Below are 20,203 nucleotides of genomic sequence, written 5' to 3' on the forward strand. Positions count from 1 at the left end.
AAGGGGCACAGGGTGATTGACCCGTTAACAGCCGTTACCCTAAGCTGGAAAGATGAACGACGCCACCCTTCTCGGCCTGAAACCACGGGCTATTGAAATATTTAACGCGCTTGTCGCCGCCTATCTTGAATCCGGCCAGCCAATCGGGTCCAAGACGCTGGCACAGCGCCTGCGGCTTGATCTGTCACCGGCCTCGATCCGCAGCAACATGAGTGACCTCGAGGCGGCCGGACTGTTGTTTTCCCCCCATATTTCGGCTGGCCGGGTGCCGACCGAAACCGGTCTTCGGATGTTTGTCGACGGTCTGATGGAATATAATTCCGATCTGACGGATGAAGACAGGCTGTCCATCGATGGCGAATGTGCCATACGCGGCATCTCCGTCGATGATCTTCTTGAAAAGACGACCCGTACACTGTCCGGCCTGTCGCGCTGTGCCAGTCTGGTCCTGTCGCCAAAGAGTAATGCCGAGCTGCAGCATTTCGAATTTGTACCGCTTGGCGAAAATCGGGCACTTGCCGTGCTGGTGCGGATGGATGGCCGCGTCGAAAACCGCCTGATCGATCTGCCTGCCGGGGTACCGCAATCGGCAATGGTGCGGGCCAGCAACTATATGAACGCGCGTCTCTCGGGGCGCGATCTGCATGCTGCCACGGGTCTGATCCGCTCGGAAATCGAGGCGCATCGAGCCGAGCTTGACGAGGTGTCGCGCGAGCTTGTCGAGGCTGGTGTCGGCCTGTGGACCGAGGGTGATGAAACCGAAGAGGCCGTATTGGTGATGCGGGGCCAGGCAAACCTTCTCGAGGATATCGAGGCTGGTGAAGATCTTGATACCATCAGACAGCTGTTTTCAGAGCTTGAGGCCCGCGAAAATGCGCTCCGCCTTCTTGAGGCGACAAGTGGCGGTGACGGGGTGAAGATCTTCATCGGTGCCGAACACAGAATGTTTGTGAATACCGGCTGTTCACTTGTCATCGCCCCCTATCACAACGCCGAAAAGAACGTTATCGGTGCGATCGGTGTATTGGGGCCACGCCATATGAACTATGCCAGAATCATCCCGATGGTCGATTATACCAGCCGCGCCATTGCCGCTGTACTGAGCTGAGCCAGCAGACCGGCAATCATCTGGTGAAGTGCCGCCAGCCAAGTGCCATTTCCAAGATTGTGAAGCTCGACAAGGCCTTCATATTCAGCCCATAACAGGCCGCCACCAAAAATGAGGGCGGCCACCAGCGCAATGGTCAGCCTGTCAAGAATCTCCCAGGTGCCGATGCTGTGATGGCAAAATGTGGCCAGGCAATGCGGGCACGTGAGTGTCAGCCCTTCGCTATCCGGTTTTGACCGCTTCCGGCCCGGTACACGCAGCTCTGTACCGCAATGTTGACAGGCGATCATATGGTGACGGTGCCGCGCCGAGATCGATCTGTCGAGACGCTGTCCGCCAGCCTGTATGCCGCCAGCATCATCATCGGGGGTGGGATCATGATCGGGGGTGGACCGCGTCACCGTAAAGACGCTGCGGCATGTCCAACATCGCACCGGCATGTCGTAATAACGTCGAAGCCTGTCTGGCACCACAAGGTCATTTCGGCAAATCGAGCATTCAAGCTGCATCTGAAATCGCGGCCCCGTTGGCTGGACGGCGGAATGTGCCATCCTGTCCTTTGTGCCGCGAAAGTGACTAAGAAATCGTTAGCAACGTGAAAAAAATCCGGTCTGGACCTTATCCAGGCGGCGGATCACCCGTCGGTTTTCTTCTTCGCCATTGTCTTTCTGGTGCGTGTTTTTGGCTGTTTCGCAGGAAGATCCTGCATGGCTTCGGCGATGGCGGCCTTGATCATCGGGCGAAGATCGGCTGCCAGCACGTCCTGCAATTCAGCCCGCATCGCGGCCACAAGCTCGGCCTTGATGGCGGGAAGATCGACAGATGGTGTGATGGTGCCGGACTTTACAACGGCAGCGGCAATCTCCTCCATCGCGGCATCAATGTCGTGATGCGGATCCGCGACGTTTTCAGGCTGATCGCTGCCTTCAGGCTGGCCGCCCATCTCTGGTTCGGCGTCATGGTCTGCCTTGGCCTTCAAAGCGGCAAGAGCAGGCTCATCCTCCCAGGCCTGCTGCACAAGCTGCTGAATGTTGGCCACATCAAGCTCGGACAGTGTATCGCCGCTGGCTGGCGCCGGCGGCTCGCTTGGCAATGGCTGGTCGGACATCGGGATGACGCTGTCCAAGATACCACTGTTCGAGGGATTGTATTCTGCGACGCCGGTGTCGCCAGCCTCGCGGTCGGCAAGTTCACGCAGCTCATCGAAACGGCGGGCTATCGACGGTGCATCCCCGGCGGTGGGTGTGGGCTCCATCATCGCGGCTTCGGCGCGTCCATCATCATCGTTCCGATCATCGTGAGATGCCGGACCGGTTGATGCCGCGCTGGCGGATTCGATCACGGCAAACATCGGCTGCCCTTCGGTGGCGGATTTCCGCGACTGTTCATACAGCGCTGTGATTGATTGTCTGACTGTTGCCATCGGCTTTGCCCTGTCTTCGCGGCGGTGGGTCCAGCCGCCGCCTTGGTGGTAAGTGTCGCATATTCAATTTCTGCCGACAACATGACCTGCCGGCCATGGATCACGCCGGTTCGGGTCCGGTTGATTGCCGGGTATCACGCAACTTCCATGCCGATTGTGAAGATTCCGGTGCCCTTGCCCTTGGCTGGTGTCACAAATGGACCTAAATAACGCTATGCAAAGGATGAAATGCCTGGCTGGCGCCGGCAGACATGAAGGATGAATGATGGCTGACAAGAAAAAGGACGCGGCGGTTGATGCCGCCCCTGAAGATGATCTGAACGCAAACCCGGACCCCGAACAGGCATCCGCGGACATGGCTGCGGAAGGCGAATCGTCGTCGCAGGATGGTGAGGTGCCGCAAGATGGTGCCGATGCGCCGGGGCAGGATGATACATTCGACGCTTTGATGGCGGAGCGTGATTCATTGAAGGATCAGCTTCTTCGCGCCCTTGCCGATGTCGAGAATATGCGCCGCCGCACCGAACGTGAACTTGAAACAGCCCGCAAGTACAGCCATACCGGCTTTGCGCGTGATCTGGTTGGCGCCATCGACAATCTGGCGCGCGCCATCGATGCGGCCCCGAAAGCTGATGACGAGGCCGCCAGCGAGTCCGTTGCCGCCCTGATCACCGGCCTTGAGATGAGCTGGACGGAAATCCAGGGCACTATGGAACGACACGGGATCAGGCAGATCAGCCCTCTTGGCGAGAAATTTGACTATAATCTGCATCAGGCGATGTTCGAGATGCCCACTGCCGATCAACCGCCCGGCACCGTTGTCGAGGTGGTACAGCATGGATATGTGCTGCATGACAGGCTGCTTCGTCCGGCGATGGTGGGCGTTGCCAAGGCCGCAGACCCCGCCCCCGATGCCGAAACACCTGCGGATGATGGTTGAGTGATCCCACTTGCAACCGCAAAAGTGCGTCCTATATGGACGGTGTAATTCAACAACAGCAAGAGCATGACCTGCCTGCGCGGTGCCAAGGGCGCTACAGGACGAAATGCCAGAATGTCACCAGGGTGTCAGTTATGGATCTGGTGAATCAGAAAGGAGCTTGTCATGGGGAAAGTTATTGGGATCGACCTTGGAACGACAAATTCATGCGTCGCGGTAATGGATGGCAAGGACGCCCGCGTTATTGAAAACGCCGAGGGTGCCCGCACAACGCCGTCAATGGTGGCCTTCGCCGATGATGGCGAAAGGCTTGTTGGCCAGGCGGCAAAGCGCCAGGCCGTCACCAATCCGGAAAAAACCCTGTTCGCGATCAAGCGTTTGATCGGGCGTCGGCATGATGACGCGGCGACAAAGAAATTCACCGAACTTGTACCCTATGAAATCACCAATGCGAAAAATGGTGATGCCTGGGTCAAGGTCGATGGCGAGGAATATTCGCCAAGCCAGATTTCCGGCTTCACGCTTCGCAAGCTGAAAGAGGATGCCGAGGCATTTCTTGGTGAAACCGTCACCCAGGCTGTCATCACGGTTCCCGCCTATTTCAACGACTCACAGCGTCAGGCAACCAAGGATGCCGGCAAGATCGCCGGACTTGAGGTTCTGCGCATCATCAACGAGCCGACCGCGGCGGCACTTGCCTATGGGCTCGACCGGCGCGAATCCGGCCTGATTGTTGTCTATGACCTTGGTGGCGGCACATTCGATGTGTCGATCCTCGAAGTCGGTGACGGCGTGTTCGAGGTGAAGTCGACGAACGGTGATACGTTCCTTGGCGGTGAGGATTTCGACCATCAGATCATCCAATATCTTGCCGATGAATTCAAATCGAGCGAAGGCATCGACCTGCGCAAGGACAAGCTGGCTCTGCAGCGTCTGAAAGAAGCAGCCGAGAAGGCAAAGATCGAACTGTCCTCAGCCGTGCAGACAGATGTCAACCTGCCCTTTATCACGGCGGATGCAACAGGCCCGAAACACCTGAATGTGAAGCTGACACGTGCCAAGCTGGAACAGCTTGTCGAAACACTGGTACAGCGCACCATCAAGCCGTGTGAGGCGGCGCTGAAGGATGCCGGCGTGAAGCCAAGCGAAATCGATGAGGTGATTCTCGTTGGCGGTATGACCCGGATGCCAAAGATCATCGAAACGGTGAAATCGTTCTTTGGTGCCGAGCCACATCGGGGTGTGAACCCTGACGAGGTCGTGGCCTCGGGCGCCGCCATTCAGGCAGGTGTCCTGACCGGCGACGTGAAAGACGTTCTTCTGCTTGATGTCACGCCATTGTCGCTTGGCATTGAAACGCTTGGCGGCGTCTTCACGCGCCTGATCGACCGTAATACGACCATCCCGACAAAGAAGGGCCAGGTCTTTTCGACCGCTGATGACAATCAGTCGGCGGTGACCATCTCGGTCTATCAGGGCGAACGGGAAATGGCGTCTGACAACAAGCATCTCGGCCAGTTCAATCTGGAAGGTATTGCACCGGCACCGCGCGGCGTACCGCAGATCGAGGTGACGTTCGATATCGATGCCAACGGCATCGTCAAGGTCAGTGCCAAGGACAAGGCGACGGGCAAGGAGCAGGAGATTCGCATCCAGGCATCCGGTGGTCTTGACGACAGCGAGATTGACCGGATGGTCAGCGAGGCCGAAGCCAACGCCGAAGAGGACAAGAAGCGCCGTGATGCCGTTGAAAAACGGAATCAGGGTGAAGCCCTTGTCCATGGTGCTGAAAAGGCCATTGCGGATCTTGGCGACAAGGCCGACCCGGCGGCAAAGGCCGAGGTCGAGGCTGGAATCGCCGCTTTGAAGGAATCGCTTGAAGGTGATGATGTCGAGGCAATTGCCGCCAAATCGGCAGAGCTGTCGCAATCGATGATGAAGATGGGTGAGGCTGCCTATCAGGCGGAACAGCCCGCAACCGATGCCGAGGGCAGCAATGCCGATGACGGGGAAACCGTCGTTGACGCCGAATTCGAAGAAGTCGACGGCGATGCGGCGGCCGGCGACAAGAAATAACCCTTCAAACCAGGATGCGCGGGGACGGTGATGCCATCGTCCCCCGCGGTTTCCCATTGGTCAGTCTGGTGGCAAAATCATGAGCAAGCGTGATTTCTATGATGTTCTCGGCGTGTCCAAGGACGCAGATGGATCCGCGCTGAAATCTGCCTATCGCAAACTGGCGATGAAGAACCACCCGGACCGGAATCCGGATGACGAGGCGGCGGCAGAGCGCTTTCGCGAAGCAACCGAAGCCTATGAAGTTCTCAAGGATCCGCAAAAGCGCGCCGCCTATGACCGGATGGGCCATGCCGCGTTTGACAATGCGGGTGCCGGCGGCTTCGGCGCTGGTGGGTTTGGCGGCGGCGGCGGTTTTGGTGGTGGCGGTTTTGCCGACATTTTCGACCAGATGTTTTCCGAATTTTCGCGTGGTGCCGGTGGCGCACAGCCAGATCGTGGCGGGAACGACCTTCGCCATGATATGAACATCTCTCTTGAAGAGGCGTTTTCAGGCGTTCAGCGCGATATCAACGTAACGGTTCCGGTAGGCTGTGATGACTGCAACGGCACCGGTTCCGCAGCCGGCGCCCAACCCCAAAATTGCGGCACCTGCGGTGGCAGTGGCCGAATCCGCGCGCAGCAGGGATTCTTTGCTGTCGAACGCACCTGCCACAGCTGTCAGGGAATGGGCCAGATGATATCGGACCCGTGTGGCGGCTGCGGCGGCGAAGGCAGGGTGCGGCAAAGCAAGGTGCTGTCGGTTTCGGTGCCTGCCGGCGTTGACAGTGGCAACCGGATTCGCCTGTCCGGCAAGGGCGAGGCCGGGTTCCGGGGCGGACCTCCCGGTGATCTCTACATCTTCATTTCGGTCGACCCGCATCCGATCCTGGTTCGTGATGGGGCCGACATCCTGACCCGTATCCCCGTACCGATGACAACAGCGGCACTTGGTGGCAGCATTGACGTACCGACGGTCGAAGGCCGGATGGCACGGCTGACGATTGACTCCGGAACGCAGTCGGGACGCCGGTTCCGCATGCGTGGCAAGGGTATGCCGGTGTTGCGCCGCAATACCCGCGGCGACCAGATTGTCGAGGTTCAGGTTGAAACGCCAACCAACCTGACAAAGAAGCAGAAAGAGCTTCTCAAGCAATTCAGCGAGGCTGGAGATACCAGCCCGGAGACTGACAGCTTTCTGAAGCGGGCTCGCCGGATCTGGGCCGACGACAGCTAGCCGCAATACCGATTTCATCTTGCCCTGCCGACAACAGCTTTATAGTCTCGCCGCATTCGGCGAGGAGGGCCGCATAGATGACATCCCCAATGATCAAGATTGGTATACCGGGTGCAGCCGGCCGTATGGGCCGTATGCTGATTCGCGAAATCACCGCCGCGCCGGACCTTGAGCTTGTTGCCGCGACAGACCGCACCGGCTGTGAGGCGATTGGCCAGGATAGCGGCTTGCTTGCCGGTACCGGGACAAATGGCGTTCTGATTTCAGACAATCCCGAAGATCTTGTCGGGGCCGATGTGCTGATCGATTTTTCCAGCCCGGCGGCCAGTGTTGCACATGCCGACATGGCGACCCGTCATGGCTGCGCGATGGTTGTCGGTACCACGGGCCTTGCCGAAGATGATGAAGCCGCGCTGGCGGATTCGGCCAAATCCATTCCACTTGTTTACTGTGCGAACACCTCGATAGGCGTCACCTTGCTGGCAAAGCTTGTTGAACAGGTGGCATCGCAGCTGGTTGATGGCTGGGACATCGAAATCCTTGAAGCGCATCACCACCACAAGGTTGACGCCCCGTCCGGTACCGCGCTGGCACTTGGCGAGGCGGCGGCCCGCGGGCGCGGAGTCAGTCTTGATTCCGTGTCCGATATGGTTCGTAAAGGCCAGACAGGTGCGCGCACTCCGGGCGATATCGGGTTTGCGGTGCTTCGGGGCGGAGATGTCACCGGAGAACATTCAGTGATATTCTTTGGTGATTCAGAACGTGTCGAAATCTCGCATAAAGCGACCGATCGCGCCATTTTTGCGCGCGGCGCGCTGCGTGCGGCGCGTTTTGCGGCTGCCGCTTCGGCCGGTTTCTATGACATGAATGACGTACTGGCCGGCTAGGCCACGGCTCAGTCGCCGGCCATGGTTTCTACCCAGTGGCGGCGGCACAGCGAAATATAACGCTCATTACCGCCAATCTCGACCTGTGCGCCCTCGCGGATTACCCGGCCTTCATCATCCTGTCTGACAACCATGGTCGCCTTGCGTCCGCAGTGGCAGATGGTGCGGATCTCCCGCAATACATCCGCGATGGCAAGAAGGCGCGCACTACCGGGAAACATGTTGCCCTGAAAATCGGTGCGAAGCCCGTAGCACATGACCGGAATGCCCATATTGTCGGCAATTCCCGCCAACTGCCAGACCTGTGTGTCGGTCAGGAACTGCGCCTCGTCGATGAATACACAGGCAAGAGGGGCGGCCATATTTTCCGCCGCGACCAGAGCGGTCATGTCGGTGTCGCCATCAAATACATATGCCGCCGATTCGATGCCGATCCGCGATCCGATCCTGCCCTCGCCAACACGATCATCCAGCCGCGCCGTCAGAAGCAAGGTGTTCATCCCCCGTTCGCGGTAATTGTGGGACGCCTGCAGCAGGATGGTTGATTTGCCGGCATTCATCGCGGCATAGGAAAAATAAAGCTTGGCCATCGAAACCCTCGTGAAACGGCTGGTCATACTGCCGCCGGGCGCGGCTTTTGTGAATGGAAAAAGCAAAGCTTTATGGGTAATGTCGTAAGACAGTATCCGAAGGAGCACAGCTTTATGAATGCGTCGAGGCAACCCAATCTGACGGTGATGGATCACCCGCTCGTTGATCACAAGCTTTCGATACTCCGGGATCACACCAGCCCGTCACATCGCTTTCGGCAGACGCTTCATGAATTGTCATGGCTTCTTGCCTATCCGGCCTTTGCCGCACTGAAAACAAGCAGCGTCGACATCCAGACCCCATTGGAGATGACAAGCGCACAGGCGATGCTGCCACCCTATCCGTGTCTTGTGTCGATCCTGCGGGCTGGAAATGGTCTGATCGACGGATTCAGTCAGGTCTGTCCCGAAGCCAGCGTCGGTCATCTCGGGCTGTATCGTGATCATGACACGATGGCGCCGGTGTCCTATTACAACAGCCTGCCAAGCGACATCATCCAGCGGCAGGTCATCCTCGGCGACCCGATGCTTGCCACCGGTGGCAGTGCGGTGATGGCGCTGGATACGCTTCGCAAGATCGGTGTTCAGGATATTGTGTTTGCGTGCCTGGTGGCGGCACCGGAAGGCGTGAAGGCTCTTCACGACGCGCATCCCGATGTGCCGATTGTCACCGCCGCGCTCGACAGGGAGCTGAATGACTCCTGCTATATCATGCCGGGTCTTGGTGATGCCGGTGACAGGATTTACGGTACCGGCTGATCCACAGAACGGGCTGACCACAGAACTGGCTGACCACAGGCCGGCACACAGTCCTAATCGGCCAGATTTTCCGGCCCAAAGCTTTCCGGCAATAATTCGCCAAGGGTGAATCGCCGCTGTAATCCGTCCGGTCCTCCAACAAGGACCGGTGTGTCTGCCGCGCCGAATTCGCGAATGCGTTGGCGGCAGGCCCCGCAGGGTGTGCATAGCAGATTGCCGTCACCACCAGCCACTGCGATCATCGCAATTCGATTACCACCCGCGATCACCATTGCGGCAATGGCGCTTGCTTCGGCGCAATTGCCAACCGGATAGGCGGCATTCTCGATATTCGCCCCGGCATGAATGGTGCCGGACTCATCAAGAATGGCTGCCCCCACCGGGAATTGGGAATAGGGGGCATAGGCCCGCCCCATCGCCTTGATGGCGACATCCATCAGCTGTGTTTCATTCTGCATCGGCTATTCCTTGACATAGGGTTTGCCGATTGCGGCAGGCGGGCGCGCCTTGCCGACAAGACCGGCAACGACAACGATAGTCGCGATATAGGGCGCCATTGACAGGAACTCCGACGGGATTGGCGTGTTCAGGATCGACAGTTTCTGTTGCAGCGAATCGGCAAACCCGAAGACCAGTGCCGCCGCCAGCGCGCCAAGCGGATGCCAGCGCCCGAAAATCATCGCCGCCAGGCCAATGAAGCCCCGCCCAAAGGTCATGTTCTCGTCAAACCTGCCGACCGAACCAAGGGTGAACCAGGCACCGCCAAATCCTGCGACCATGCCGGCCATGATAACGTGCGCATAACGCGTCTTGATGACGTTGATCCCCAGAGTGTCGGCGGCACGGGGATGTTCGCCAACTGCCCGCGCCCGCAATCCGTGCCGGGTGTGGAAAAGATAATAGGTCGACAGCGTTACCAGGATCAGCGCGCCATAGACAAACAGGTTCTGGTTGAAAAAAACCGGCCCGACAAGCGGAATGTCACCAAGCACCGGGATCTTGAAGGACCGGAAGGGGGACGCCTTGTTGAGCCAGCGATATTCGGAAAATACCTGACTTGAGACATAGGATGTCAGGCCAAGCACGAACAGATTGATCACCACACCGGCGATGATCTGGTCAACCCGATAGGTGATCACCAGCGCCGCCAGCAGCAGACCGAACATGCCGCCTGTGATGACAGCGCAGATGATGCCGGCCCAGCCCCCCATCAAAGATCCGAACAGCGCACCGGTGAACGCGCCGGCAAGAAGCATGCCCTCAATGGCGATATTGATCACGCCAACCCGTTCACACAGGATCCCGCCAAGCGCGGCCAGCGCGATCGGTACCGCGCGGACAAGGGTGGCCTGCAACATGCCTGTCAGCGAAATGGCCTTGCCGGCAGTCGCCCAGACAAGAAAGGCGATGACCAGAACAAGCAGCCCCATGCCAAGCGCCAGTGCTGTCCATTTGCCGCCACCCTTGAGGAACAGCCTTGTCCCGAGAAAGGCCAGCAGTATCGATGCAACGACATTGAACCACTGGCTCGGCACCGTCAGGTTGCCAACCGCCCATACATCCCGTGGCCGTGAAATGCGGAAGGTTGAGACAGCATCCCACGGCGTGTCGAGAAGAAGGGCAACAATCAGCGCCAGTGCGATCAGCACACCCCCCGATACATAGGCGCGCCAGTCGACCAGCCGGACTGTTCCATCATTGTTCGGGCGCGGGTCAGTCATGATGTTCAGCTCCGCGTCGCCGTTCACGGAACAAGGGCGGGAAAATCCGGCGCACCAAAAGCGGTGCCGCCACGAAAATGATGATCAGCGCCTGAATGATCCCGATCATGTCGATCGACACACCGGCATCGACCTGCATCTGGCGTCCACCTGCCTCGAGCGCGCCGAACAGCAACCCGGCAAGAAGAATCCCGACCGGATGCGACCGCCCGAGAAGTGCCACCGCGATGGCGTCAAACCCGATCCCGGCGGTAAAGCCCGGCGTGGCCCGCCCCAGCACACCACTGACCTGTGTCGCGCCGGCCAGACCGGCAAGCGCCCCGGCGATGGCCATGGCCATGACAACCGTCAGCCCGGCCCGAATACCCGCATAGCGGGCAGCCCCCGGATTTTCACCAGAAATGCGAAAGGCAAAGCCGAGTTTCGAGCGGAACAGCAGCCAGTAGATGACGGCCACCGCCGCCAGCATGATGAAAATCCCACCATGAAGCCGCAGGTTACCATCCAGAAATTCCAGTATGCGGGGCAATGTGGCGGTGTCGAGGACGGCCTTTGAAATCGGGTCGGAGCGGCCTTCCTTCTGGATAAAGGGCTGCCGAAGCATGTAGTCCAGAAGGCGAATGGCGATCAGGTTGAGCATGATTGTCGAGATGACCTCATGCGCGCCCGTCGCCGCTTTCAGCAACCCGGCAATGGCGGCATAGATCGCGCCGATGGCAAGTCCGACCATCAGCACAAGTGGCAGATGAAGCCAGATCGGCAGACCGGTAATCGAAAAACTGACAATGGCGGTTGCCAGGCCGCCGACGATCATCTGACCTTCGGCCCCGATATTGAACAGCCCGGCCCGGAACGCCAGACCGATACCCAACCCCGCCATGACCAGCGGTGTCGCCGCGGTCAGTGTTTCCGAAATTGCATGAAGTGACCCGACAGACCCATCCGCCATGGCGATAAAGCTCTGCAGGATTGTTGTCGGCGCGACCGATGTCGCCATCATGATCAGGGCACCGATCAGCATCGCCAGGAACATCGCCGCAAGTGGCAGGATAAACAGCTCGCGCCAGGATGACCGGCTGTTGATGGTTGGCGCAAGAAGCGCCTTCATCTCGGCTGACATATCCTGTGACAGCGGCTGCTGTGCAACTGGCGATCTGGATGATTGTTTGCCGGTGGTCATGCGGCGTCCCCCTGCCGCACACCGGCCATGGCAAGCCCGATGGCGTTGCGGTCGGCACCGCCGCCACGATTATCGAACTCGGCCGCAATCCGGCCTTCGAACATCACATAGATGCGGTCCGACAGGTCGAGGATCTCGTCAAGTTCCGAGGAAATGATCAATACCGCATTGCCACGGTCACGACAGGCGATGAGCTGTTGGTGGATATATTCGATCGACCCGACATCGACGCCCCGGGTCGGCTGCGAGGCGACAATCAGCTTCACATCACGCTCCAGTTCCCGTGCCACCACCATCTTCTGCTGATTGCCACCCGACAGGCTGCCAGCGCCAAGAAACACACTTGGCGTGCGGACATCATAGGTCAGACAGGCACTGGCGGCGCGGGCATGGACCCGGCGCCAGTCGATCTGTACGCCCGAAGTGACGCTTTCATCATAATAGCTGTTCAGCACCATATTTTCGGCGACGGTGAAATTGCCGACCATTCCCGATTTGTGGCGGTCCTCGGGAATATGCGCGATTCCCATCCTGTGGCGCTGGCGAACGCTGGCACGGGTGATGTTCTGTCCGGCAAAGTCGATGTCGCCGGTGGTCACGGAGGACAGGCCGGTAATCGCCTCGACAAGCTCGGTCTGGCCATTTCCCTGAACACCGGCAATGCCGACAACCTCGCCGCCATGCACCGTCATGTCGATATCGACAAGCCTGGCATCCTGGCTGTGATCGAAAATGCCGACCCCGGCAAGAGTCAGCACAGCGTCCCCCGGTGTGGTTTCGGCGCGCTCAACCGAAAAGCTGACGGGCCTTCCGACCATCATCTCGGCAAGGTCGGCCTCGGAAAAGGTGGCAGGGTCGCCATGCCCGACAATTTGCCCCTGACGCAGAACGCTGACCCTGTCGGCAATTTCAAGAATCTCGTGCAGCTTGTGGGTGATGAAGACAATGCCCTTGCCGGCATCGCGAAGCGCCCGCACGATGGTGAAGAATTCCTCCACCTCCTGCGGTGTCAGCACGGCTGTCGGTTCATCAAGGATCAGCACATCCGCCGATCTGAAGAGAACTTTCAGGATTTCCACCCGTTGCTGGATGCCGACAGGCAAATCCTCGATCCGCGCGTCGGTTGGCACCTCCATGCCGTACCGGGTGTTGATGTCCTGCACCTGCGCACGCGCGGCGTCAAGATCCAGAAAGTCGGCAGCGGCTGTCGGTTCCACGCCGAGAATGACGTTCTCGACAACACTGAAGACGGGTACCAGCATGAAATGCTGATGCACCATGCCGATGCCACTGGCGATGCTGTCGCCCGGCCCGGTAAAGACCACCGGTTGTCCGTCAATGAGAATATCGCCGGAATCCGCGCTGTACAGCCCGGACAGAATATTCATCAGGGTCGATTTGCCGGCCCCGTTTTCACCAAGCAACCCCAACACCTCGCCAGCGCGAATATCAAGATTGATATCCTGATTGGCCCGCACCGGACCGAAGCTCTTGCTGATGCCGCGAAGCTCGATATCCATGAAAACCGGCTCACAAAAAAGTCCCGCTGCCCCCGATCACAAGGGGGCAACGGGCATGTTAACGGATCAGCCGCCGACGTTGATCGAGCCGGCGATGATGCCAGCGCGAATCTTTTCCACTTCGGCCTTCAGCGCTGCCGGAACGGCGCTGTCAAAGCTGTGATAGGGCGCAATGCCTACACCGTCATTGGCCAGAGTGCCGACAATCATGCCGCCTTTGAAGCTTCCGTCCATGGCCTGTTTGATAACCTGCATGACGGTTGAATCCATACGCTTCAGCACCGAGGTCAGATACACACCGGGATTGTTGGTGTCCTTGACCTCCATATCGGCGTCAACGCCAACGATTTTCAGCGCCTCGGCACCAAGCTCGGTCGCCAGCGCGGCCGATCCCAGGCCAACCGGGCCGGCAACCGGCATCACGATATCCGCGCCTTCATCATACAGGTTCTGGGCAAAGGCACGACCGTCATCCAGGCTCTCGAAATTGCCGGTGAACAGGCCTTCCTTGCTTTCCGGGTTCCAGCCAAGAACCTGGACATTGGTGCCCTTCTGGCTGTTGTGATAGGCAACACCATAATAGAAACCGTCCATGAAGGCGGTTACCGGCGGGATGTTGATGCCACCAAAGGTGCCGACAACGCCGGTCTTTGACATGCCTGCCGACAGATAGCCGGCCATGAAGGCTGCCTGATTGGTTGCGTAGACCTGACCAAGAACATTCGGAATGGTCGGGTCATAGGCCATATCGACGATCGAAAATTTTGCATTGGGGTTGGCACCGGCCGAGGTGGCCGTGGCGTCAGCCATCAGGAAGCCAACGGAAATGATGATGTCGCATTTGGCGTCAAGAAGCGCGTTGAGGTTCGGTTCATAGTCCGTTTCGGACTGGGACTCCAGATACCGGCCGTCGATGCCAAAAGCCTTCATGGAATCCTCAACGCCCTTCCATGCGGTTTCGTTGAACCCGGAATCGTCGATTCCACCGACATCTGTCACCTGACAGGCGGTGAAGGCAGATGCGCCGCCAGCCGAAGCAAGCATGAACGCCGCTGCAATACCTGTAGTTAAGGCAGCCTTTTTCATAAACATGTTCCTATCTCCCGTTTCCGTAAAGCGCGTGATTCTGTGCCACGCCTTCCAACCGATGAAATGCCGGACGCCGGCATTGTTCACCTTATTCGATTCCTATCCTGTTTTGGCGATACAGTCCATTTGCTTTGCGTTGCACAGTGGCTATTTCAGGCCAATTTCCTTCAGCCTGCGTTGCAGATACTGATCCGCCGTGACGTCCGGGCGCAACGGGGCGTCCGGGCGCGGATGCAGAAACATGGGCATCGAATAGCGTGACACATTCTGGCTGGTGTCGGGATTGGTGACCCGGTGTGTCGTCGAGGGAAAATAATTGTCTGTCGCCATCGCCAGCATGTCCCCGTTATTGATCGTGATCATGCCTGGATCGCACGCAATATCGTGCCATCCGCCATCGGCGTCGCGTGCCTGCAGACCAGGTTTGGACCCTGACAGCAGCAGCGTGATCAGATTGATGTCTTCATGTGCAGCGGCCCGGATTGCCCCCGGCTCGGCATCCTTGACCGGCGGATAATGGAGGATGCGAAGCAGGCTCTGATCACTTCCCTCCATCATGTCGGCAAGCGGCATCGACAATGAGCCCTTCACATGTGCTGGAACCCGGCTCTCGATCCAGCCCAGAAGCTCGCGCCCAAGCGTCTCAAGGTCGGCATAGATCTGTCTTGTCAGGTCGGTCAGCGATTCAGGCAGCCTGCAGCCGGGATAGACATGGAAGAACTCTTTCAGATCCTTGACCGTCGAATCCTTGGCATTTTCCGAGCGAAAGGCGAAATACCCGTCATGGGCCGGCGGCCTGACGGCATAGTTGACCTTGTCCTCGCCATCAAAGAACGAGCCCCATGCGTCATAGACAGCCGTAATTCGTTCCGGCGTGATCGGGTGGTTTGCCAGCACCGCAAACCCGGTTTCACGAAGTGACCTTTCAAGAGTCTCGGCAGCATCTGCCGCCCTGTAATCAACGGTTTCAACCTGCATGTCAGTCCCCTGTGACCGTTTCCTTCAATTGGGTGTGCGTCGTCGTGCCATCGCGCGTTCATCGGCGCGGGCCATGATCTCCAGGAAGCGCTGTCGGGCGTCCTGTGACTCGACCCGCATCGCGACCGATACCTCACGGCGATCCGGCCCGCCAATGATGGTGCGCCCGATCTCCGCGCCGCTGCAGATGACCGATATCGGCATCGTCTCGAATTCAAACAGATTCTGGTCGGTGATCGCCAGAATGGCTGATGGATCATGCATGAAGCACAGCCTCTCGCCAAGCTTGGCCTCGTGAAAGTCGAAATAGAATTCGGTGGCACCGTTCAGAAAACCGCCGATGATGGGCGATCGTGCGGCAATGGCGGCGAAATCCTGCGGGTAGCATCTGGTCTTTTCGGTGACATCCAGCCCGACCATGGTGACATCCCAGTCGGCGGCAAAGACAAGGTCCGCAGCATCGGGATCGTTCCAGATATTGGCTTCGGCACAGTCGGTGACATTGCCGTGGCGGGCAACACTGCCACCCATCACAACGACCCGCTTGGCATGTCTGGCGATAGACGGGTCATAGGCAAGTGCCGCAGCCAGATTTGTCAGCGGACCGACAGCGCAGATGATGATGTCTCCCGGGGCTGCGGCGCAGCTTTCGCACAGAAAGACGGCCGCGCTTCGCGGGTCGGCGGCCCGACCCGGCGTGGGGGCCGGCAGACCGCCGAACCCTTCCGGTCCATGAACAAAATCGGCAGGCGGTTCCGGGGCGCGGCGCAGGGGAACCGGCGCGCCGCCGGCAACAGCTGCCGGATGACCGGCCATGTCAGCAAGATGCAGCGCATTGCGGGTTGCCTGTATGGCCGTGACATTGCCGAAAATGGTTGTCAGCCCGACCACGTCGAGCCTGTCATCGGCAAAGGCCTGATGGATCGCCATGGCATCGTCAATGCCGGGATCGGTGTCGATGATGATCTTCTGCGGCGCCGGTTGCGTCATTCCCATTACCCCTGCGCTTCCAGCAATTCGTCAACCGCGGCGCGTGATGGCATGGCCGCCGCCGCGCCAGGCTTTGTGACCTGCAACGCTGCCGCCGCGCTGGCGAGGCGAAGTGATGATTCGATATCCTCGCCCTGCGAGATGCCGGCAAGAAGATAGCCGAAAAAGCAATCGCCGGCTCCGGTGGTGTCGACGGGCGATACCTTGAAGGCTGGCTGGTGGCGGCTGCCGGCTTGACCATAATAATCGGCACCATCGCTTCCCTTGGTGACAACAAGATGGGGAATCCCCGCACGTGCAGCAGGCTTGCCAAGCATGTCGGTCAGGGCGGCGGCTTCACCCTCATTAACCACCAGGAGATCGGTCTGCGGCAGCAGCCGCGCGGTGATTTCGGCGTCAAAAGGTGCCGCGCTGTAGGCAATTTTCAGACCCCGCTTGCACGCTGCGGCAACAAATTCATCAGCCCCACATGTTTCATTCTGAAGCAACGCCCAGTCACCCTCCCCGGCCAGATCAAGGGTGGAGATGGCCTGTGTCATGTCGATGGTGTGGTTGGCGCCCGGCCATAGCAGGATCTGGTTCTCGCCATCGCGTGATACCGAAACAACTGCGTGGCCGGTGGCCGTCTGGCATGTCTGGACAGCGCGGATATCAACACCGGCCTTGTGCATCTCGTCCCGGATCCAGCCATCTTCAGCATGGGCGGCACCGATATGCACCACCTCGCCGCCAGCACGGGCCAGCGCGATAGACTGGTTTGTGCCCTTGCCACCAAGCATGCGCTGATAATCGAGTGTCGTCAGCGTTTCCCCCGGTGCCGGGAAATGCGGCACCATATAGACAAGATCAATATTGATCGAACCGAGATTAAAGACCGTCATTGCCGTTGCATTGCGGATAATTGCGCCTCACACAACATTAGGGCAATCTTGACGGCGGTCCAGAACTTTCCCCCGGTCAGGTACTTTCCCCGGACAGGTACTTACCCCGGACAGGTACTTACCCCGGACAGGCAACGGAGACAGCATTGTCATGGCGCGATCCCGCAAGATGAAACTGGCGCATATCGAGGTATGTTTCGAACGCCTTGCCGCCGTCCTTCCCGAACCAAAGACCGAGCTTGATTATCGCGATCCCTACACGCTGCTGGTGGCGGTGGTGCTGTCGGCACAGGCCACCGATGTCGGTGTCAACCGTGCCACAAAGGGGTTATACGCAGCTGCCAATACGCCACAGGCGATGGTCGATCTTGGGGTTGACGGCATTGCCCATCACATCCGCACCATCGGTCTATTCAACACCAAGGCGAAGAATGTTCACAGGCTGTCGGAAATTCTCATCGAAACCCATGGCGGCATTGTCCCGGATGATCGCGGCGCGCTGGAGGCGCTTCCCGGGGTTGGCAGAAAAACCGCAAATGTCGTCCTGAACGAGGCTTTTGGCCACCCGACCATTGCTGTCGACACGCACATATTTCGGGTTGGCAACCGCACCGGCATGGCACCGGGCAAGACACCTGACGCCGTCGAGGCAGAGCTTGTGCGCCGGGTTCCCGAAGTCTGGAAAAAGGGTGCGCATCACTGGCTTATTCTGCATGGCCGCTATGTCTGCAAGGCCCGCAAACCGGAATGCTGGCGCTGTAGCATCGCCGAATTCTGCAATTACAAGGACAAGACCCCGGCGGCAGACTAGCTGTCGCGATCAGCTGGAGCGGTCACGCCCGGCAAGTTCCCGGCGACAAGCGGTGGCATCAAGACCGCCGCCAATGACAGGGGATCGCCAGGCCCAGCTGCGGACTGCCGGACCCGCTGTTCCGGCATAGAGAAAGTAATCAACCACACATGACCGGAATCTGTATTGCCAGGTTTCGACGGCGCCCTCGCGGCGTGTGAAATCGGCATCGCCAAGACGTTGCCGCAGCACCGACATGTCGAGGCCGACCAGATCCTGCGGTGCCAGTTCCGGTGGCGGCGGCGGTGGCGGCGGCGGCGGTGGTGGTGGTGGTGCGGCAAGGGCAAGTTCGGTTGTTGCCGGGGCTGTGCTGTCTTTCACCCCGGCGTCAGGGTCAATCGGCTCAGCCGGGCTGGTGTCTGTCGCACCCTGGATCACGATCTGCGGTGATATCGCCTCTGGACTGTCATCTGCCGGGGGTTCCGGTGTACGCGAAGACACCTCGTCTGCCGCCAAGGTTTTGTCCATATCCTGAACGATGGCATTGATATCGGTGTCCGGCACGTCCGTGCTGCCGGCAGCCTGACCGACATCTGAAGAGGTGTCGCTGGACTCCGGCGCGGCTGGAGAGACAGGCGCAGGTGAGACAGGCGCAGGTGAGACAGGCGCTGGCGTAATGGGTGCTGGTGTGACGGGTGTCGGCGGGGCCGGTGTAACGGCTGGTGTGACAATTGGTGTGACGGTCGATGTGGCAACCGGTGCGGCTGGCGTTGGAGCTGGTTTTGTGGCCGGTGTTGTAGACGGGGCACCTGTGACAGCTGGCGGCACCTGGCAACCGGTTATGCCAATTGCCGTGATGGCCGGGATCAAAAAGGCAAACCGCATGACAGAACACACACACCGGGGTTATGGATTTCGCCCGGCACCTTAGACCAGCCGGTGGCGCAAGGGCAAATCACTTTCGCAGGCAGCGCTTCGCCGCTCCCCTGTCTTTGTCCTTGCCTCATCACCGGCGAGCCTCTACATCATCTGGCGCTGCGTCCTGTCACACCCATTGAGGATTTCCATGTCATCGCGAATTGATGTTCTTGCTGTCGGCAATGCCATTGTCGATATATTTGCGTCCTGTGATGATGCGTTTCTTGCCAGCCACAATATCGGCAAGGGGATGATGAATCTGGTCGATTCTGCGCAATCGGCAGCACTTTATGCGGCCATTGACGATCCCCGGAAAATCTCCGGTGGATCGGCCGCCAACACCGCGGTCGGGATTGTCGCGCTTGGCGGCACGGCCGGATTTTCCGGGCGGGTCCATGATGACGAGCTTGGTCATGGTTTCATCCGTGACATTCATGATGCGGGCGTTGCCTTTGGCGCCTCACCCCAGCCGAACGGGTCACCGACAGCGTCTTCGATCATTCTGGTGTCTGATGACGCCACACGGTCGATGAACACCTATCTTGGCGCCTGCATTGAATTCGAACCGGATGACATTCGCCCCGAAGATGTCGAGGCGGCCAAGGTCATCTATCTTGAGGGCTATCTTTTCGATGCCCCTGCCGGACCGGCGATCTTTGCCCATGCGGCGGCGCTTGCCGCACGTCATGACGTTCGCGTTTCACTGTCGCTCTCGGATCCGTGGTGTGCCGAACGCCATCGCGAGGCTTTGGCCAGATTTGTCCATGACCATGTCGATATTCTGTTCGCCAATGAAGACGAGGCGGCCAGCCTGTGCGACAGCCCCATCGGAACGGCGATGGATGTTCTGTGCGGTCAGGTCGACGAGGCGGTTATCACACGCGGCGCGAATGGTGCCTTTGTCGGCCATGCCGGTGACCGTCATGATTTTCCGGCCCGCCCGCAGGGTCCGGTTGTCGACAGCACCGGTGCCGGCGATCTGTTTGCAGCCGGGTATCTCTATGGTCGCACCAACGGGCGCAACGCACGCGAATCGGGTATCATCGCCAGCCTTGCTGCCGGCGAGGTGATATCGCATGTCGGGGCACGTCCAGAATCGGATCTTGCCGCGCTGGTAAAGGCCGACGGCCTCTAGGA

21 protein-coding genes are annotated in these 20,203 nt (G+C 59.1%); 9 read left to right on the forward strand and 12 right to left on the reverse strand.

Features of this window, described 5'->3' with window-relative positions; all coding sequences use genetic code 11:
• Positions 1-52 precede the first annotated feature (52 nt).
• A complete protein-coding gene (gene hrcA, locus AB3X55_12200; protein ID MEX0504350.1) occupies positions 53-1,108 on the forward strand; it encodes a heat-inducible transcriptional repressor HrcA in 1,056 nt (351 codons plus the stop codon).
• Here hrcA and AB3X55_12205 read toward each other — a convergent pair.
• Both AB3X55_12205 and AB3X55_12210 read right to left on the reverse strand, forming a co-directional pair.
• Positions 1,072-1,659: a hypothetical protein gene (locus AB3X55_12205; protein MEX0504351.1), complete on the reverse strand. Its 588-nt coding sequence runs from the start codon at positions 1,657-1,659 to the stop codon at positions 1,072-1,074. The two genes, hrcA and AB3X55_12205, sit on opposite strands and share 37 nt — an antisense overlap.
• 83 nt (positions 1,660-1,742) lie before the next feature.
• Complete coding sequence (locus AB3X55_12210) at positions 1,743-2,531, reverse strand: hypothetical protein (protein MEX0504352.1); 789 nt, start codon at positions 2,529-2,531, stop codon at positions 1,743-1,745.
• A 262-nt stretch (positions 2,532-2,793) separates the two neighbouring features.
• Between AB3X55_12210 and grpE the strand changes: the two genes are divergently transcribed.
• The 4 genes from grpE to dapB all read left to right on the forward strand — a co-directional run bounded on the left by grpE (position 2,794) and on the right by dapB (position 7,650).
• Positions 2,794-3,471 carry a nucleotide exchange factor GrpE gene (grpE, locus tag AB3X55_12215; protein ID MEX0504353.1) on the forward strand — a complete coding sequence of 226 codons (678 nt, stop codon included), beginning with the start codon at positions 2,794-2,796 and terminating at the stop codon, positions 3,469-3,471.
• A 165-nt stretch (positions 3,472-3,636) separates the two neighbouring features.
• The gene (dnaK, locus tag AB3X55_12220; GenBank protein ID MEX0504354.1) at positions 3,637-5,547 is read left to right on the forward strand and encodes a molecular chaperone DnaK; all 1,911 of its coding nucleotides are present in this window, start codon (positions 3,637-3,639) and stop codon (positions 5,545-5,547) included.
• Positions 5,548-5,626: 79 nt separating this feature from the next.
• Positions 5,627-6,763, forward strand: a complete 1,137-nt coding sequence (gene dnaJ, locus AB3X55_12225) for a molecular chaperone DnaJ (GenBank protein MEX0504355.1) — start codon at positions 5,627-5,629, stop codon at positions 6,761-6,763.
• A 77-nt stretch (positions 6,764-6,840) separates the two neighbouring features.
• Positions 6,841-7,650: a 4-hydroxy-tetrahydrodipicolinate reductase gene (dapB, locus tag AB3X55_12230; GenBank protein MEX0504356.1), complete on the forward strand. Its 810-nt coding sequence runs from the start codon at positions 6,841-6,843 to the stop codon at positions 7,648-7,650.
• A gap of 8 nt (positions 7,651-7,658) precedes the next feature.
• Here dapB and AB3X55_12235 read toward each other — a convergent pair whose 3' ends face one another.
• Entirely contained in the window at positions 7,659-8,240 is a 582-nt protein-coding gene (locus AB3X55_12235; protein MEX0504357.1) for a thymidine kinase, read from the reverse strand.
• 114 nt (positions 8,241-8,354) lie between these two features.
• Here AB3X55_12235 and upp point away from each other — a divergent pair, with 114 nt between their 5' ends.
• Positions 8,355-8,999 (forward strand): uracil phosphoribosyltransferase, encoded by a 645-nt coding sequence (gene upp / locus AB3X55_12240; protein MEX0504358.1) that lies wholly within the window; start codon positions 8,355-8,357, stop codon positions 8,997-8,999.
• A 53-nt stretch (positions 9,000-9,052) separates the two neighbouring features.
• Here the strand turns inward: upp and AB3X55_12245 are convergent, their stop codons facing one another.
• The 8 genes from AB3X55_12245 to AB3X55_12280 all read right to left on the reverse strand — a co-directional run bounded on the left by AB3X55_12245 (position 9,053) and on the right by AB3X55_12280 (position 17,358).
• Positions 9,053-9,457 carry a cytidine deaminase gene (locus AB3X55_12245; protein ID MEX0504359.1) on the reverse strand — a complete coding sequence of 135 codons (405 nt, stop codon included), beginning with the start codon at positions 9,455-9,457 and terminating at the stop codon, positions 9,053-9,055.
• Positions 9,458-9,460: 3 nt separating this feature from the next.
• Positions 9,461-10,720, reverse strand: a complete 1,260-nt coding sequence (locus AB3X55_12250; protein MEX0504360.1) for an ABC transporter permease — start codon at positions 10,718-10,720, stop codon at positions 9,461-9,463.
• Positions 10,713-11,900: an ABC transporter permease gene (locus AB3X55_12255; GenBank protein ID MEX0504361.1), complete on the reverse strand. Its 1,188-nt coding sequence runs from the start codon at positions 11,898-11,900 to the stop codon at positions 10,713-10,715. Before AB3X55_12255 ends, AB3X55_12250 begins: the two co-directional genes overlap by 8 nt.
• Complete coding sequence (locus tag AB3X55_12260; GenBank protein MEX0504362.1) at positions 11,897-13,420, reverse strand: ABC transporter ATP-binding protein; 1,524 nt, start codon at positions 13,418-13,420, stop codon at positions 11,897-11,899. Before AB3X55_12260 ends, AB3X55_12255 begins: the two co-directional genes overlap by 4 nt.
• 66 nt (positions 13,421-13,486) lie before the next feature.
• Positions 13,487-14,512, reverse strand: a complete 1,026-nt coding sequence (locus AB3X55_12265) for a BMP family protein (GenBank protein ID MEX0504363.1) — start codon at positions 14,510-14,512, stop codon at positions 13,487-13,489.
• Positions 14,513-14,656: 144 nt separating this feature from the next.
• A complete protein-coding gene (locus AB3X55_12270) occupies positions 14,657-15,487 on the reverse strand; it encodes an isopenicillin N synthase family dioxygenase (protein ID MEX0504364.1) in 831 nt (276 codons plus the stop codon).
• A gap of 24 nt (positions 15,488-15,511) precedes the next feature.
• Positions 15,512-16,477 (reverse strand): nucleoside hydrolase, encoded by a 966-nt coding sequence (locus tag AB3X55_12275; protein MEX0504365.1) that lies wholly within the window; start codon positions 16,475-16,477, stop codon positions 15,512-15,514.
• A gap of 5 nt (positions 16,478-16,482) precedes the next feature.
• Positions 16,483-17,358, reverse strand: coding sequence for a ribokinase (locus AB3X55_12280; protein MEX0504366.1), 876 nt, complete (start codon positions 17,356-17,358; stop codon positions 16,483-16,485).
• A 151-nt stretch (positions 17,359-17,509) separates the two neighbouring features.
• Here AB3X55_12280 and nth point away from each other — a divergent pair, with 151 nt between their 5' ends.
• A complete protein-coding gene (gene nth / locus AB3X55_12285) occupies positions 17,510-18,169 on the forward strand; it encodes an endonuclease III (protein ID MEX0504367.1) in 660 nt (219 codons plus the stop codon).
• 9 nt (positions 18,170-18,178) lie between these two features.
• Here the strand turns inward: nth and AB3X55_12290 are convergent, their stop codons facing one another.
• The gene (locus AB3X55_12290) at positions 18,179-18,712 is read right to left on the reverse strand and encodes a hypothetical protein (GenBank protein MEX0504368.1); all 534 of its coding nucleotides are present in this window, start codon (positions 18,710-18,712) and stop codon (positions 18,179-18,181) included.
• Between the two features lie 37 nt (positions 18,713-18,749).
• On the opposite strand from AB3X55_12290, the gene AB3X55_12295 reads away from it, so the two are divergent.
• Positions 18,750-19,079 (forward strand): hypothetical protein, encoded by a 330-nt coding sequence (locus tag AB3X55_12295; GenBank protein MEX0504369.1) that lies wholly within the window; start codon positions 18,750-18,752, stop codon positions 19,077-19,079.
• A 135-nt stretch (positions 19,080-19,214) separates the two neighbouring features.
• Positions 19,215-20,201, forward strand: coding sequence for an adenosine kinase (locus AB3X55_12300; GenBank protein ID MEX0504370.1), 987 nt, complete (start codon positions 19,215-19,217; stop codon positions 20,199-20,201).
• The last annotated feature ends 2 nt before the right edge of the window (positions 20,202-20,203 follow it).

It is taken from the genome of Alphaproteobacteria bacterium LSUCC0719, from assembly GCA_040839025.1.
Lineage (GTDB): Bacteria > Pseudomonadota > Alphaproteobacteria > Puniceispirillales > Puniceispirillaceae > UBA8309.

Excerpts from the sequence above, each read along its gene's own strand:
- hrcA (MEX0504350.1), top strand. The coding sequence starts at position 53 with ATGAACGACGCCACCCTTCTCGGCCTGAAACCACGGGCTATTGAAATA.
- AB3X55_12205 (MEX0504351.1), bottom strand. The coding sequence starts at position 1,659 with ATGGCACATTCCGCCGTCCAGCCAACGGGGCCGCGATTTCAGATGCAG.
- AB3X55_12210 (MEX0504352.1), bottom strand. The coding sequence starts at position 2,531 with ATGGCAACAGTCAGACAATCAATCACAGCGCTGTATGAACAGTCGCGG.
- grpE (MEX0504353.1), top strand. The coding sequence starts at position 2,794 with ATGATGGCTGACAAGAAAAAGGACGCGGCGGTTGATGCCGCCCCTGAA.
- dnaK (MEX0504354.1), top strand. The coding sequence starts at position 3,637 with ATGGGGAAAGTTATTGGGATCGACCTTGGAACGACAAATTCATGCGTC.
- dnaJ (MEX0504355.1), top strand. The coding sequence starts at position 5,627 with ATGAGCAAGCGTGATTTCTATGATGTTCTCGGCGTGTCCAAGGACGCA.
- dapB (MEX0504356.1), top strand. The coding sequence starts at position 6,841 with ATGACATCCCCAATGATCAAGATTGGTATACCGGGTGCAGCCGGCCGT.
- AB3X55_12235 (MEX0504357.1), bottom strand. The coding sequence starts at position 8,240 with ATGGCCAAGCTTTATTTTTCCTATGCCGCGATGAATGCCGGCAAATCA.
- upp (MEX0504358.1), top strand. The coding sequence starts at position 8,355 with ATGAATGCGTCGAGGCAACCCAATCTGACGGTGATGGATCACCCGCTC.
- AB3X55_12245 (MEX0504359.1), bottom strand. The coding sequence starts at position 9,457 with ATGCAGAATGAAACACAGCTGATGGATGTCGCCATCAAGGCGATGGGG.
- AB3X55_12250 (MEX0504360.1), bottom strand. The coding sequence starts at position 10,720 with ATGACTGACCCGCGCCCGAACAATGATGGAACAGTCCGGCTGGTCGAC.
- AB3X55_12255 (MEX0504361.1), bottom strand. The coding sequence starts at position 11,900 with ATGACCACCGGCAAACAATCATCCAGATCGCCAGTTGCACAGCAGCCG.
- AB3X55_12260 (MEX0504362.1), bottom strand. The coding sequence starts at position 13,420 with ATGGATATCGAGCTTCGCGGCATCAGCAAGAGCTTCGGTCCGGTGCGG.
- AB3X55_12265 (MEX0504363.1), bottom strand. The coding sequence starts at position 14,512 with ATGTTTATGAAAAAGGCTGCCTTAACTACAGGTATTGCAGCGGCGTTC.
- AB3X55_12270 (MEX0504364.1), bottom strand. The coding sequence starts at position 15,487 with ATGCAGGTTGAAACCGTTGATTACAGGGCGGCAGATGCTGCCGAGACT.
- AB3X55_12275 (MEX0504365.1), bottom strand. The coding sequence starts at position 16,477 with ATGACGCAACCGGCGCCGCAGAAGATCATCATCGACACCGATCCCGGC.
- AB3X55_12280 (MEX0504366.1), bottom strand. The coding sequence starts at position 17,358 with ATGACGGTCTTTAATCTCGGTTCGATCAATATTGATCTTGTCTATATG.
- nth (MEX0504367.1), top strand. The coding sequence starts at position 17,510 with ATGGCGCGATCCCGCAAGATGAAACTGGCGCATATCGAGGTATGTTTC.
- AB3X55_12300 (MEX0504370.1), top strand. The coding sequence starts at position 19,215 with ATGTCATCGCGAATTGATGTTCTTGCTGTCGGCAATGCCATTGTCGAT.